This window comes from Winogradskyella wichelsiae (assembly GCF_013403925.1).
Classification (GTDB): Bacteria; Bacteroidota; Bacteroidia; order Flavobacteriales; family Flavobacteriaceae; genus Winogradskyella; species Winogradskyella wichelsiae.
This window is the reverse complement of record NZ_JABFDJ010000003.1, coordinates 75708-90760: the sequence shown is the minus strand read 5'-3', so window position 1 is coordinate 90760 and position 15053 is coordinate 75708. Positions and strand designations below refer to the sequence as shown.

Here is a 15053-nt window from a genome sequence, read left to right as displayed (position 1 = left end):
ATGAAATTAATAAAAACCATGGCTTTTGTACTTATCAGTATAACAGCTTTCAGTTGTAATAACGCACAAAAAGAATCACCTTCTGAAAACGTTTCAGAAGCTATAAAAGAATTTAAAAAACAACATACAATGAACGTATTATTTGTATTAACGTCTCACGATCAATTAGGAGACACCGGGAAAAAAACAGGATTTTGGGTTGAAGAATTCGCTAGTCCATATTACACCTTATTAGATAAAGGTGCAAACATAACTATTGCAACACCAAAAGGTGGTGCAGCACCAATAGACCCAAGTAGTGATGGTCCTGATGCTGCAACAGCAGCAACAGAACGTTACAATAAAGATGATGAGGCAAAACAAAAAATAGCAAACACAAAAGTATTAGCAGATATAAATGCTGATGATTTTGATGCGGTATTTTACCCAGGAGGTCACGGACCATTATGGGATTTAACTAACGATGCTAATTCTGTAGCGTTAATTGAGAAGTTTGACCGTCAAGAAAAACCAATTGCTTTTGTTTGTCACGCCCCTGCTGTTTTAAAAGATGTTAAAAATGCAGATGGAACAGCTTTAGTTAAAGGTAAAAAAATAACCGGTTTTTCTAACAAAGAAGAAGCTGCAGTTGGTTTAACAGAAGTTGTACCTCTTTTATTAGAAGATATGCTTATTGAAAACGGAGCGATGTATTCTAATAAAGAGAATTGGGCACCTTACGCTGTACAAGACGGAAACTTAATTACAGGACAAAACCCTGCATCTTCTGAACTTGTTGCTGAAAAATTATTGGAAGCACTAAAATAATCTCTCAAGATTAATTACCCTAATTAATAACAAAAAGCCTGTATAACATTATGTTTACAGGCTTTTATTTGTTTAGTTAGTAATTAAAATCAGTTGTGTTTAATCATCACATGTAGCAATAAATAAACTGTTTTCAGTGAATGTAATGCCTTTTAAATCTTTTACTTCTGAAGCAATTTTATAAAATGGTTTTAACTCATTTTCATTAGGATATTCATAATATGGAAAAAACTCATTACCATATTCTAATTTTTGAGGTAAGATTTCTGTTTCGGTATACGTTTTGGCAAAATTTAAAGTTTCTTCACTTAAATCTTCATAATTTTTACCTTTTCTAAGCTTTGTATATTCATCTAACAACAAAACACCGTCATGGTATTTCGCAATAAATGAACCGGCTTGAGAATAGTTTTCTGATAAACCAGCCAAAATAAAATCATTGTAATTTTCTTCGATCTTAAAACTGTATACACTTACACTATCCGTTGGCTCATCGTCATAATAATGGTCTTCTTTTGGTACACTTACTTCTAAAGTATTCAATTTTCCCTTTTGCTTATAATAGTAAGGATAGCTGAAACAATTTGCATTTTTATTAAATATTGGTGTAAAAGATTCTTCACTTATTTTATTAAAACGAACGGCTAAATCTTCTCGTGAATCTACACCTATACTAACATTTACAGAATCTTTAAGCTCTGAATTAAAACGTCCATATAGCACAAACTTCGCTTCGGCATGATACGTAAATTCATAAATACCATCTGCTTTCAGTTTCCAAGTTCCTTTTCTTGCTCCACCAAAATAAGCCACTATAAAAGTTTGGTTGGGTAGAACAATAAAGGTGCTACCGCCTTCGGGGTTACCGCTGCTTTGAGCATAGGATCCCGAAATTTGATCATTCTGTGCATATAGGTTTGAAGAAATAAGTGTCATAATTATAAATAAGGCTTTCATCATATCGTAATTTATAAAATTAAAGATATGTTGAATTTTTAATACATAGGAATTATTAAAATATATTTAAATAAAACTTATGTAACATTCCTATGATTAGCATACACTCCACTAAACATTTGTATTTTTGCATGCTTGTTGCAACATCATAACCTTAATTAAAAACATGATCGTATCTAAACTACATTATATATCTGAAGGAAATACACCTGAAGAACATTTACAAAACATACAAAGTGCTTGTACCTCTGGCGTAGAATTAGTGCAACTAAATTTACAAAATCTATCTGAAGACCAACTATTGGAAGTCGCTAAATCTGCTAGAGAAATTACATTCCATTTTCAAACCCGATTGGTTATCAGTAAAAATTACAAAATAGCAAAAGAAGTTAAAGCGGAAGGTGTTTATTTGGAAACAACTGACGTCTGCCCTACTGAAGTTAGAAAACATTTACACACTTGGCAAATTATAGGAAGTGCAGCGCATAATCTTCAAGATTGTGAAACCTTAATCACTAAAAAAGTAGATTATATCTGTTTAGGGCCTTTTAAATCTTCAACAACTAGCAAAACTGATATTCCTGAGCTAGGACTAAAAGATTACGAAGCCATCACAGCTATTTTAAATACAGAAATCCCAATACTTGGTTTTGGAAATATTACCACAGATGATGTGACTGACCTCTTAGAATCTGGCCTTTCAGGAATTGCTGTAGACCAAGCCATCACGCAAAATTTTGATAGTATTAAAGTCTTTAATCATTTACTAAAAGCATCTGTTACAGCAGAACAACGCCATACTTTTGAATAAGTACTTAAGCAAATACCTAAACAACCAGCAAATCACCATTCACAAATAACGAATCACTAATCACAATAAATATGTGGATGTATTTAGGCTTATTAGCCGCACTTTTTCTAGGACTACATAACTTATGTAAAAAACATGCTGTACAAGGAAATGAAGTATTCCCTGTACTTTTAGGTACCGTTTCTAGTGGGTTTCTATTTGTAGCGAGTTTCTATGTATTGTCTTTGTATTTTCCAGAATATGCCTTATCAAACGGTTATAATTTTCAGAAAATCCCTTGGCAAACGCATGGTTATATTTTTATAAAATCAATAATCATGGCGAGTTCTTGGATTCTTGCCTACCAAGCGCTTAAGCATTTACCGATTACCATTGTAACCCCAATACGATCGGCAGGTCCGTTTTTTACCTTTATTGGCGCCATTTTAATTTATCAAGAACGTCCTAATTTTTTACAATGGATTGGTTTTTTCCTCATTATCTTCTCGGTTATTCTCTATTCTAAAATCGGGAAAAAAGAAGGGATTAACTTTAAGCGTAATAAATGGATCTTTGCTATTATTGGCGCGACTTTTTTAGGGGCTTCTAGTGGATTATACGATAAATTTTTAATTCAGAATCTGACCTTAAATCCGCAAACCTTACAGTTTTGGTTTTGTTTATATACCATTCTAATTCTATTAATTATATTAACCATAACTTGGTTTCCGCATGCCGAAAAACGTAAAGCTTTTAAATTTAGATGGTCTATAATAGCCGTTGGTATTTTATTACAAGCGGCCGATTACTTCTATTTTAAAGCACTTCAGGATCCTGATGCATTAATTATGTTGTTGTCTGCTATAAAACGAAGCCAAATACTAATAGCAGTAGTTGTTGGAGGTCTTGTTTTTAAAGAACAAAACAAACGAAAAAAATTAGTGCCTCTAATAGGTATTATGATCGGTGTAGGCTTAATTTTGTATTCATAAAAAATAGATCAATAATTTTAACAAAGCACTATACATGGGATCAGATTTTACAATCATCATTGAGAAAGCATATAAGAAAATAAGTCTGATTAAAGATGAAGGAAAAGTAGCAACTTACATCCCTGAATTAGCTAATGTAGATCCTGATATGTTTGGTGTGCATGTTACTAAAATTGACGGGACTAATTTTGGAATTGGTAATCATCTCGAAAAATTTTCAATACAGAGTATCGTTAAAGTATTATCCTTAACGTTAGCGTATAAAATTGTAGGTGAAGATTTATGGAAACGTATTGATGTAGAACCTTCAGGAACTAAATTCGATTCCCTTTTATTGCTTGAAACCTATGGGGGGATTCCTCGTAATCCGTTTGTAAATTCTGGTGCTATAGTCATTTGCGATGTTTTAATTTCACATTTAAAAAATGCAAAAGAAGAATTTTTAGATTTTGTAAGAGATTTAAGTGATATTCCAACACTCACCTACTCTGATAAGATTGCCGATTCAGAAAAAAGAACAGGCTTTAGAAATGTAGCGCTTTGTAATTTTATTAAAGCCTTAGGTAATATTGAAAATGACCCTGCTGAAGTCTTAGATTTTTATTTTGATATCTGTTCTTTAGAAATGACTTGTCAGCAGCTTTCGCAGACTTTTACTTTTTTAGCAAATAATGGTCGTAAAATTAGTGATGATAAAAAAATAATATCTAAAACGAAATCAAAACGTATTAATGCTTTAATGTTAACTTGTGGTTTTTATGACGAGTCGGGTGAATTTGCTTTTAGAGTTGGTTTACCTGGAAAAAGTGGTGTTGGTGGTGGTATTGTAGCGTTATATCCTAATAATTACACAATAGCTGTGTGGAGCCCTAAACTAAACAAACACGGCAATTCTTTTAAAGGTATGGAACTGCTTGAAGATGTCACAACATATTCTGAATTGAGTATTTTTTAATCCTTTAAATTATGGTTTTAAAATCATTTTTGCTTTTCTTTATATTAATTCATAAAAATTTAACAAACACTTTACTACAATATCATTTTCAGGTAAAATATCTTATTTTGCAAAGAGATAGGTCACTTTCAACCTTTCGTTACTAAAACCTTATACTTCTTATATGGCATTAAAAATTGTAATATCTCACAAAACGACCTACAAATACGATCGTAAAGTTTCATTGTCACCACATGTTTTTAGATTAAGACCAGCACCTCACTCTAGAACACCAATAGAATCTTATTCGATTAAAATAACACCAGAAGATCAGTTTTTTAACTGGCAACAAGATCCATTTGGTAATTACGTGGCACGTTTGGTATTTCCTGAGAAAACAGATGAATTGTCTGTAGACGTAGAAATTATTGCAGATTTAAAAACCATAAACCCTTTTGATTTTTTTATTGAAGAGTATGCAGAAGAATATCCTTTTGTATATACCGATACTGTTAAGAAAGAATTACAACCGTATTTAGAAATCACAGATAAAGGCAAATTATTAGAAGGCTTTTTAAAAACCTTAGATTATACACCGAGGAAAACGATCTATTTTCTAATAGATATCAATCAGAAAATTTATGAATATCTAAATTATAATATCCGAATGGATCCTGGTGTTCAAACCTGTGAAGAAACGCTTGATACCCAAAAAGGATCTTGTAGAGATTATGCTTGGTTATTTGTACAAACCTTACGTCATTTAGGTTTTGGGGCGCGTTTTGTTTCTGGTTATTTAGTACAATTAAAATCTGATGAAAAGTCTTTAGACGGACCTTCAGGACCTGAGGAAGATTTTACAGATTTACACGCTTGGGCAGAAGTTTACCTGCCTGGTGCTGGTTGGATTGGTTTTGATGCCACTTCGGGGTTATTAGCAGGTGAAGGCCATATACCATTGGCTTGTACGCCTTCTTTTGAAAGTGCAGCTCCAGTTTCAGGTATGACAGATGTTTGTGAAACAGAATTTTTCTTTGAAAATTCTGTAAAACGAATTTTAGAATCACCAAGGGTTACAAAACCTTATACAGAAGAACAATGGAAAGCCATAGATAAGCTTGGGAATAAAGTAGAAAAACAACTTCAAAAAAACGATGTTCGCTTAACTATGGGAGGCGAACCTACGTTTATTTCAATTGATGATTTAGAATCCCCTGAATGGAACACAGCTGCAGATGGTCCATACAAAAGAAAACTAGCTAAAGACTTATCTAAACGGTTATATGAAGAGTTTGGTCATCGTGGTGTTTTTCATCATGCACAAGGAAAATGGTATCCTGGAGAACCTTTACCAAGATGGCAAATAGAAATTTGTTGGCGTAAAGATGGAAGACCTATTTGGTTTGATAAAAAATATTTAGAAACTTTTGCAGATGCTATTGTTATTCCTAAACATACAGATAAGTTATTTTTAGAAACCTTAACCAAATATTTAGGTGTTTCTACGCAGCATATTCTACCTGGTTTCGAAGATGCGTTCTACTTTTTATGGGAACACGGAAACCTACCTATAGACATCGACCCTACCAAGGACAGAGATAATACACTTGTAAAAAATAAATTAAAGGAAATATTAGAAGGAGGAACATCCGAGCCTGTGGGGCATTTATTACCTTTAAATAATACACAAGGAAAATGGTTTACAAGCGAATGGACGTTTAGAAGACAACATTTATTTCTAACCCCCGGGAATTCGCCAATGGGATTAAGATTACCTTTAAATTCTTTACAAGAGAAACCTGAGCACGAAATTTTTCCTTCTTATGAACCTGATCTATTTTCTAAAAAGAAACGTTTACCAAGTTTTAGAAATATCATAAAGAAAAGGCATCAAGATTATATTGAAAACGGTTTAGACCCAAACCAACCTAACTATTTTGTAAGAACAGCAATCTGTGCAGAAGTAAGAGAAGGTAAACTCTATTTATTCTTACCGCCTTTAGATTCGGCAGAAAGTTTCTTAGATTTAATTACAGCGATTGAATTTACAGCCAAAGAATTAGATGTTCCTGTTATTATGGAAGGTTACGACCCGCCAAAAGATAACAGACTAGAGTCACTTAAAATCACACCAGATCCAGGTGTAATTGAAGTTAATGTGCATCCGGTAACCAATTGGAAAGATTTATGTCATAATACATTTACTTTTTATGAGCAGGCCAAATTATCGCGTTTAGGAACTGAGAAATTTATGCTCGATGGTAAACATACCGGAACTGGAGGTGGAAATCACGTTACTTTAGGAGGTACAAGTCCAGCTGATAGTCCACTACTTCGTCAACCGAGTTTACTAAGAAGTTTATTAACCTTTTGGCAGCACCATCCTGGTTTAAGTTATTTATTTTCAGGATCATTTGTGGGGCCAACAAGTCAGGCACCAAGAATAGATGAAGCTAGAACAGATAGTTTATACGAACTAGAAATTGCCTTTAGCCAAATCCCAAAAGATGGCGAAGTTCCATTTTGGTTAACCGACCGTTTATTTAGGCACCTTTTGACCGATTTAACAGGAAATACGCATAGAGCAGAATTCTGTATCGATAAATTATACTCACCAGATTCTTCAACAGGACGTTTAGGGATTTTAGAATTACGTGGTTTTGATATGCCACCACACCCTAAAATGAGTCTCGTACAAATGTTGCTCGTTAGAACCTTAGTGTCTTGGTTTTGGAAAAAACCATACGAACATAATTTAGTACGTTGGGGAACCGAATTACATGATAAATTCTTAATAGAACATTATGTAAGAGAAGATATTAAAGACATTGTTTCTCAATTAAATAAAGCAGGTTATCAATTTGAAGAAGATTGGTTTAATCCATTTTTCGAATTTAGATTTCCGCTGCATGGTATGGTTGAAATTAACAATATTCATTTAGAATTAAGAGCAGGAATTGAACCTTGGAATGTTCTAGGTGAAGAAATGACTGGCGGCGGAACGGCAAGATATGTAGATTCTTCTCTTGAAAGATTACAGGTAAAAGTTTCTAATTTTATAGATGAACGCTTTGTATTGACTTGTAACGGTGTTAAAATACAATTGAAAAACACAGGAGTTCGCGGCGAATATGTTGCAGGTATTCGTTATAAAGCATGGAATCCATATTCGGCTTTACACCCAACCATTTCAGAAGATACCCCTCTAGTTTTTGATGTTGTAGATACCTGGAATAAGCGATCTATTGGTGGTTGTACGTATTTTGTAGCACATCCTGGCGGAAGATCTTACGATGCTTATCCTATAAATAGTTTTGAAGCTGAGTCTAGAAGAATCAATCGTTTTTGGGAATTTGGTCATACACAAGGTGAAATTAATCCGGTAGAAAACATTAATCAAGAAACGGAAAGTCCAAATAGATCGGTTGAGAAAAATAATAGTTCAAAAAGTTTTACTTACAAAGAATTACCTATTAATTTTGAATTCCCATATACGTTAGATTTACGTAAAAAATAAAAGATTGGATATTCATCCTATGAAGACCAAAACAAAGACATTATTTGAAAATTATTTTTCAGCATCAAAAAGTTATGATGAGCTACTCACTTCTAAAATGAGTATTAAAGACAATTGGAAAACATTGTCTAAAAACATATTGAATATTGGTCCTGAAAACTTAGCGATAAAGCAAACAGAAATCAATTGGCTTTTAGCAGAAAATGGTGTTACTTATAATGTTTATAACGATCCAAATGGATTAAACCGTCCTTGGGATTTAAATATTGTTCCTTACATCATTCATCAAAACGAATGGAACCAAGTAGAAAAAGGAATTCAGCAAAGAGCAGAAATTCTAAATCTTGTTTTAAAAGATTTATACGGTAACAGAGCGTTACTTAAAAATGGAATAATTCCACCAGAAGCCATCTATGCACATAGTGGTTTTTTACGTGCTTGCGACCAGATACAATATAAAAGCGCTAAACAACTTTCAATCTATGCGGCAGATTTAGCTCGTGGTCCTGACGGAAGATTGTGGGTTGTAAATGATAGAACACAAGCACCTTCTGGTATGGGATATGCTTTAGAGAATCGGTTTTCTACAAGCAAAATTATACCAGAATTATATACAGATATCAACGTAGCACAACCCTCTAACTTTTTTAACGACTTTAATACATTGTTGCAAAATTCAGCATGTACAAATGTTGAAAGTCCAATGGTTGTGATTTTAACCCCCGGACCGCATAATGAAACTTATTTTGAGCATTCTTATTTATCATCTTTCTTAGGCTACCCATTAGTTAAAGGGAATGATTTAGTGGTTAGACACGGAAAAGTTTGGTTAAAATCACTAAAAGGTCTAAAACAAATTGATGTTATTTTAAGACGAATTGATGATACCTTTATGGATCCCTTAGAGTTACGAGAAGATTCTTATTTAGGAGTTGCAGGATTGCTCGAAGCTGTTCGTTTACAAAATGTAACTATTATAAACCCTATTGGTAGTGGTATTTTAGAAAACCCTGCTTTAATTCCTTTTATGGAAAATATTTGCAAATATTTTTTAGACGAAGAATTAATCTTACCTCAAATCGCCTCTTGGTGGTGTGGACAAGAAAAAGAAAGAAAACATGTTTTAGCAGACTTACCATCATTTGTGGTAAAACGAATAGACAAATCCCATAGAGAACATATTTATTTCTGTGAATTTTTAGATAAAAAAGCACTTAAAAATCTTAAAAAAGAAATCTTACAATATCCTTACAAATTTGTAGCGCAAGAAAAAATATCCTTCTCTACAGCACCTAATTATATTAAAAACCTGCTAGAACCACGTAAGATTTCATGCAGAACATTTGCTATAGCAAAAGATGATGGTTATAGTGTTATGCCTGGTGGATTGGTTAGAGTAGCGCCAGAACGTGAAGAGTTATTTGTATCTAACCAACGCGGAGGCACAAGTAAAGATTTTTGGGTTATTAACGATAAACCACAGCCTAATCTTCAAAATTATTCTTGGAGTAAAACAAATTCTAGCCCATCAATAGACATCAACGATGTACCAAGCAGCACTGCTGAAAATTTATTTTGGTCCGGGAGATATATAGGAAGAGCTTTAATCACGGCACGCTATTTAAGAATGGTATTGAGCCAAATGACACACGCACAATACAACGACCGAAAACCAGAATCTGAAAGTTTAAAAATATTATTTCAATCTATTACTAAAATCACCTCTACCTTTCCTGGGTTTATGACGGAAGATGAAGACGTTTTAAAAAACCCATTAAATGAAATTAAAGACATTATAATTGACGAAAATAAAATAGGCAGTTTTGCACAATCCATGCAAAGTTTCCATTTCTCTTATTATGCACTTCGTAATTTATGGTCTAGAGATATGTGGCGTGTTTTTGACGGCATTGAAAAACATATTAAAAACTTAAAAAAAGAAGAAAATTATACCGTTTATAAACTGACTAGTTTTTTCGATAAAATTATTACCAGACTCATTGCTTTTATGGCACTTACAGAGCAAAGTATTTTAGTTAGACAAGGACTTCTACTCTATTTTATTGGATTACAGATAGAAACAAGTGCTATGAATATCGAAAAATTTAGAGCCTTACTTATCGTAAATTATGATGAAGAGTTAGAATATGAAATTTTAGAATCGTTATTAAACAGTCACGAAAGTTTAAATATATATAGATACAGTTACAACTCTTACTTAAGTATAGAGAACGTCATAAATTTAATCATCCTAGATAAAGAATATTCAAGATCTTTAACTTGTCAATTACACCGACTAAAAAAGGATATTGATAAATTACCTGCTACCAATAAAAACGCTGAGCTCACCCTTTGTCAAGAAAAAATGAATCTTGTTATTTCTAAAATGGAAAGTTTAGATTTAGAAGATATGCTAGAAATAGACCAAAAATCTAATATGCGCCAGAATCTTGATGATTTATTATCAGATTTAAGCGAGTTGCTGCACACGACATCCATGTCTATTTCAGATACTTATTTTAATCATTCTCAACCACAAAAGCAGTTGGTAAACAGAAATATTACAAATTAATATGATCTTTGACCTTTGGCATAAAACTAAATATTCTTACGAAAACGGAGCTTCCTTTTGTCACAATATCACGACGATTAAACCGAAGAGTTTTCCTGGACAAACACTTTTAGAATATAGCTTAGAAATTACACCTACACCAACAGATATTTCAGAACGTTTAGATTACTTCGGAAATTCTGTGACGCGATTCTCTATTCAGCAACACCATAAAGAATTGATTGTTATTGCGCGTAGTAAAGTAGATCGAAACTATGAGGCTCAAGTTAATGAAGCAGAATTTGCAAAAGGAAAAAAAGTTACTATAGCAGAAACAAAAGTACATTTAAAAACTACGGATTCTGAAATTATTGATGTCCGCCAATTTGTAATGCCATCACCTTTAATCTCTAACAATAGTGAAGAAATTAGAGCCTATGCTGCTGTATCTTTTAAACCTGAGCGCTCTTTTTATGAAGCCACTTACGAATTGATGCAACGCATATATACTGATTTTGATTTTGTTCCTGGCTTCACAAATATTGCAACACCTTTAAAAGAAGTGATGGTAGCAAAGAAAGGGGTTTGTCAAGATTTTGCACAAATTGCAATTGCTTGTGTACGTTCTATGGGGTTACCTGCCAAATATGTTAGTGGTTATATTGAAACAATCCCCCCAGAAGGAAAGGAAAAATTAATAGGAACCGATGCATCACATGCTTGGTTTTCTGTTTATATACCAACATATGGCTGGGTAGATTTTGACCCTACAAATAATCAAATTCCAAAAAACCAACACATTGTTGTGGCTCATGGTCGAGATTATTACGATGTACCACCTTTAAAAGGTGTAATTTATAGTATGGGTAAAAACACGATGGAAGTTTCTGTAGATTTAAGACCTGCTAAATCACAAGATATTGAAAGAGTGATACAAAGTCAATCACAATCTCAGCAATAGTATTTAACTTAATTCCGTTTTACTAATAACAGCTTATGGATAAACCTTAGTTTTTCTATAATAGCAGGTGAAATTACAAAAGGATAAACATCTGGTATGCCCATCGCTCTATTAATACTATTTACGGCTAATGATAAAGGCACACACTTTTGTACAATTTCATCAAAATTAGTTTTTGTGTAAGGATCAAATGAAACTTTCGTTTTTAAAGCTTTGGTTTTAAACTTGGGTTTTACATGAAGTCGAAAGAAATAAGCCGTTTCAACCATATCCATAATATGTAAATAATGCGCCCAAGTTTCTGCCCAATCTTCCCAAGGATGAGCTGTGGCATAAGCACTAATATATGATTTTCGCCAATCTTTAGGCGGACCTGATTTATAATAAGTTTGTAATGCTTCAGAATAATTTAGAGTTTCATTCCCAAAAATAGTTCTAAATTCAGATAATATTTCCGGTTTATTTCTTACTAGACGTTCCCAATAATAATGCCCTACTTCATGTCGTAAATGCCCTACTAATGTTCTATAGGGTTCAATCATATCTTTTCTAGCTTGTTCTCTTAAAACAGAATTACCTTCTCTTATTAAAATAGTAATAACACCATTGGCATGCCCTGTCATTAATTTAGGGTCGTCTTGCTTTTTTACAAAATCGAAACAAAAACCATCAGGATCTCTTAGTTTACTAATGATCGGTAAACCTATTTTTTGAAGTTGATATATTAAACGATGTTTAGCAATTTCAAGATGTTGCCAATTTTCAAAATTATCTAATTCTGGATTCGATAAATTGGGAATGGTTCTATTTAATTGGCAGGCTTTGCAGTAATCTTCAGGACTATTTTTTTCTATAACCCAATTACAAACGTGATAAGAATGATTTTTACAATATTTATATGCAACATGTTCTCGGTCCGATATAAGCGCTTCAGTATCAGGTTTAAAAGTGAGCATCATTCTATCCTCTGCTCTAAAACCTGTTAAATGCCCACAGTTATCACAAGTGTAATTCTCAAAAAACACCGAATAATTACAATTTCCACATTGAAATATCTTCATATTTAATTCCTGTATAAACTGTTTTGTTTTAACTTATACTGTAACACGCAAATATAATTGATTTTTCAATTTAATTAACATGGGGTTCTATAGAAAAGAAAGCTTCATAAATTGCTGTAGAAATATCATTTAGTTTCCCTTGAATGTCGTCTAAATACTCATGCAGTCCTTTAGCAATAATATCGTTAATATCTGTAAATTCTAACTGAGCTTTTAAAGCTCCTAATTGCCTTTGTGCATTATTACAGTAACCAAAAGAACTACCACATAGTCTAACAATAGATTGTTCTGCTCGTATTAAACAATTCAATATAGACCTCGGAAAATCGGTATCTAATATTAAGAATTCCGCAATACTCGTTGAAGATAATTTTCCGTATTTTTTTCGATACATATCGTAAGCACTTACAGATTTTAATAGTGCCGTCCATTGTATTAAATCTAATGAAGACCCCACTTGCTTTGCAGAACCTAAAAGTAGATGGTATTTAACATCTAGAACTCGAGATGTTTTGTCTGCACGTTCTATAAGTTGACCAAGTTTAGCAAAATTCCAACCTTCATTTCTAGAAATTGTAGCGTCATAAATTCCGTACAATAATTGACATCCATTTTTTATATCACTAAAAAAATGACGCACTTCAGAATCATTTAAACGCTTTTTCTCTGAAGCCTTTTTTACCAAATAATACAATGCATTAATTTGCTCCCAAACCTCTTTTGTGATCTCAGGTCGTATAGCACGTGCGTTTTCTCTTGCATTGATAATACAATTACAAATAGAATTTGGGTTCTCTGACTCAAAAGCCATAAAATTTATGACTTTATTTTTTTCTGCCTTTTCATGCAGCGATTCATATAAAGGCCAATCTCCTGTAATAACCACAAGAGGTTTCCATTGTTGCTCCTCGTTGGGAGATAATTCTAGCGATAAATTAAAATTAACATCCATAAAACGCGCATAATTTTCAGCACGTTCAAGATATCTATTCATCCAATATATAGTGTTTGCAACTCTACCTAACATAATTTTATTTTAACTGTTTAATACCCAGGTATCTTTACTCCCTCCTCCTTGAGAAGAATTTACAACTATAGATCCTTTTTTTAATGCCACACGTGTTAATGCGCCCGGAATAATCTTAATATCGTCACCAAATAAGGCATAGGGTCTTAAATCTACATGACGTCCTTCAATAGTATCATCTGTAAGCGTTGGTACACGAGATAAATTAATCATCGGTTGTGCAATATAATTACGGGGTTTATGCTTGATTTTAGCAATAAATTCTTGTTGCTCTGCTTTCGTTGATTTTGGCCCAATGAGCATCCCATAACCTCCTGAAGCATCCGTTTGTTTGACGACTAAATTATGGATATTTTCAATCACATATTTTCGGTCACTTTCTTCATCACAGATATATGTTTTTACATTTGGTAAGATCATATCTTCACTCAAATAGTATTTTATAATTCTTGGAATATAGGCATAAACCGCTTTGTCATCTACAACGCCAGTACCTGGCGCGTTAACTAAAACAACATTACCTTTTAAATAAGCTCTAAATAAACCAGGGGTTCCTAATAGTGAGTTTTTATTGAAAACTTCTGGATCGATAAAGTCATCATCTACGCGACGATAAATAACATCTACGCGCTGTAAGCCATGCGTTGTTATCATATAAACAATATCATTTTTCACAATTAAATCGCGACCTTCTACTAACTCTGCCCCCATTTGCTGCGCTAAATAAGAGTGTTCAAAATAAGCCGAATTGTAAGTTCCTGGGGTTAAAACAACAACAGTTGGGTTATCAACTTCAGAAAGTGATTCTAAAGTGTCTCTTAAAATATGAGTGTAGTTATAAACTGGTTTTACATCTAATTTCTCAAATAATTCGGGGAATGTACGTTTCAAAATTTCTCTATTTTCTAACATGTAAGAAACTCCTGAAGGACACCTTAAATTATCTTCAAGCACATAATATTGACCATCTCCTCCTTTAATTAAGTCAGAACCTGTAATGTGACACCAAACATCTTTAGGTGGTTTAAAGCCTTCTAATTCTTTTAAATATGAAACACTCGAAAAAACCATCTCTTTAGGAATGATTTTATCTTTTAGTACATTTTGATCATTATAAATATCTTGAATAAACATATTCAATGCTCTGATACGTTGTTGCAAACCTTTTTCTAAATGATTCCATTCTTTATTATTAATAATTCTTGGAATGATATCTAAATGTAGAATGCGCTCTACACCCTGATTATCATTATAAACATTAAAAGTCATGCCTAAAGAGAGTTGTGATCGATCTGTTGCATGTTGCAGTTGATTTAATTTTCTTAGACTCATTTTTTCAAGCCGTTCTAAAAACAGTTTGTAATTAGGTCTAACAGCATTATTTTCATCAAACATTTCGTCATAAAACCCTTTGGAATCGTAAGTGGAGAAATCTAGTTTTGGCATAAGTGTTTAA

Annotated in this window: 11 protein-coding genes; 7 read left to right on the top strand and 4 right to left on the bottom strand. The window is 33.0% G+C overall.

Annotated elements, in window-relative coordinates; genetic code table 11:
- Positions 1–807 (top strand): type 1 glutamine amidotransferase domain-containing protein, encoded by an 807-nt coding sequence (locus HM985_RS07655; protein ID WP_179375696.1) that lies wholly within the window; start codon positions 1–3, stop codon positions 805–807.
- 99 nt (positions 808–906) lie between these two features.
- On the opposite strand, the gene HM985_RS07650 is transcribed toward HM985_RS07655, so the two are convergent.
- Entirely contained in the window at positions 907–1767 is an 861-nt protein-coding gene (locus HM985_RS07650; RefSeq protein WP_179375695.1) for a hypothetical protein, read from the bottom strand.
- A 163-nt stretch (positions 1768–1930) separates the two neighbouring features.
- On the opposite strand from HM985_RS07650, the gene HM985_RS07645 reads away from it, so the two are divergent.
- From HM985_RS07645 to HM985_RS07620, 6 genes are all read left to right on the top strand, one after another.
- Complete coding sequence (locus HM985_RS07645) at positions 1931–2575, top strand: thiamine phosphate synthase (RefSeq protein ID WP_179312972.1); 645 nt, start codon at positions 1931–1933, stop codon at positions 2573–2575.
- 71 nt (positions 2576–2646) lie between these two features.
- Positions 2647–3546, top strand: coding sequence for an EamA family transporter (locus tag HM985_RS07640; RefSeq protein WP_179375694.1), 900 nt, complete (start codon positions 2647–2649; stop codon positions 3544–3546).
- Between the two features lie 34 nt (positions 3547–3580).
- Positions 3581–4501 carry a glutaminase gene (locus HM985_RS07635; protein ID WP_173589239.1) on the top strand — a complete coding sequence of 307 codons (921 nt, stop codon included), beginning with the start codon at positions 3581–3583 and terminating at the stop codon, positions 4499–4501.
- Between the two features lie 163 nt (positions 4502–4664).
- Positions 4665–7997, top strand: coding sequence for a transglutaminase family protein (locus tag HM985_RS07630; protein ID WP_179375693.1), 3333 nt, complete (start codon positions 4665–4667; stop codon positions 7995–7997).
- Positions 7998–8016: 19 nt separating this feature from the next.
- Entirely contained in the window at positions 8017–10569 is a 2553-nt protein-coding gene (locus tag HM985_RS07625) for a circularly permuted type 2 ATP-grasp protein (protein WP_179375692.1), read from the top strand.
- A gap of 1 nt (position 10570) precedes the next feature.
- Complete coding sequence (locus tag HM985_RS07620) at positions 10571–11509, top strand: transglutaminase family protein (RefSeq protein ID WP_179375691.1); 939 nt, start codon at positions 10571–10573, stop codon at positions 11507–11509.
- Positions 11510–11517: 8 nt separating this feature from the next.
- Here HM985_RS07620 and HM985_RS07615 read toward each other — a convergent pair whose 3' ends face one another.
- From HM985_RS07615 to HM985_RS07605, 3 genes are all read right to left on the bottom strand, one after another.
- Complete coding sequence (locus HM985_RS07615; protein WP_179312966.1) at positions 11518–12570, bottom strand: zinc-binding metallopeptidase family protein; 1053 nt, start codon at positions 12568–12570, stop codon at positions 11518–11520.
- A 70-nt stretch (positions 12571–12640) separates the two neighbouring features.
- Entirely contained in the window at positions 12641–13597 is a 957-nt protein-coding gene (locus HM985_RS07610) for an alpha-E domain-containing protein (RefSeq protein ID WP_179375690.1), read from the bottom strand.
- A 9-nt stretch (positions 13598–13606) separates the two neighbouring features.
- On the bottom strand, positions 13607–15043 hold the full coding sequence (locus tag HM985_RS07605) for a circularly permuted type 2 ATP-grasp protein (RefSeq protein ID WP_179375689.1): 1437 nt from the start codon (positions 15041–15043) through the stop codon (positions 13607–13609).
- Between the last annotated feature and the right edge of the window lie 10 nt (positions 15044–15053).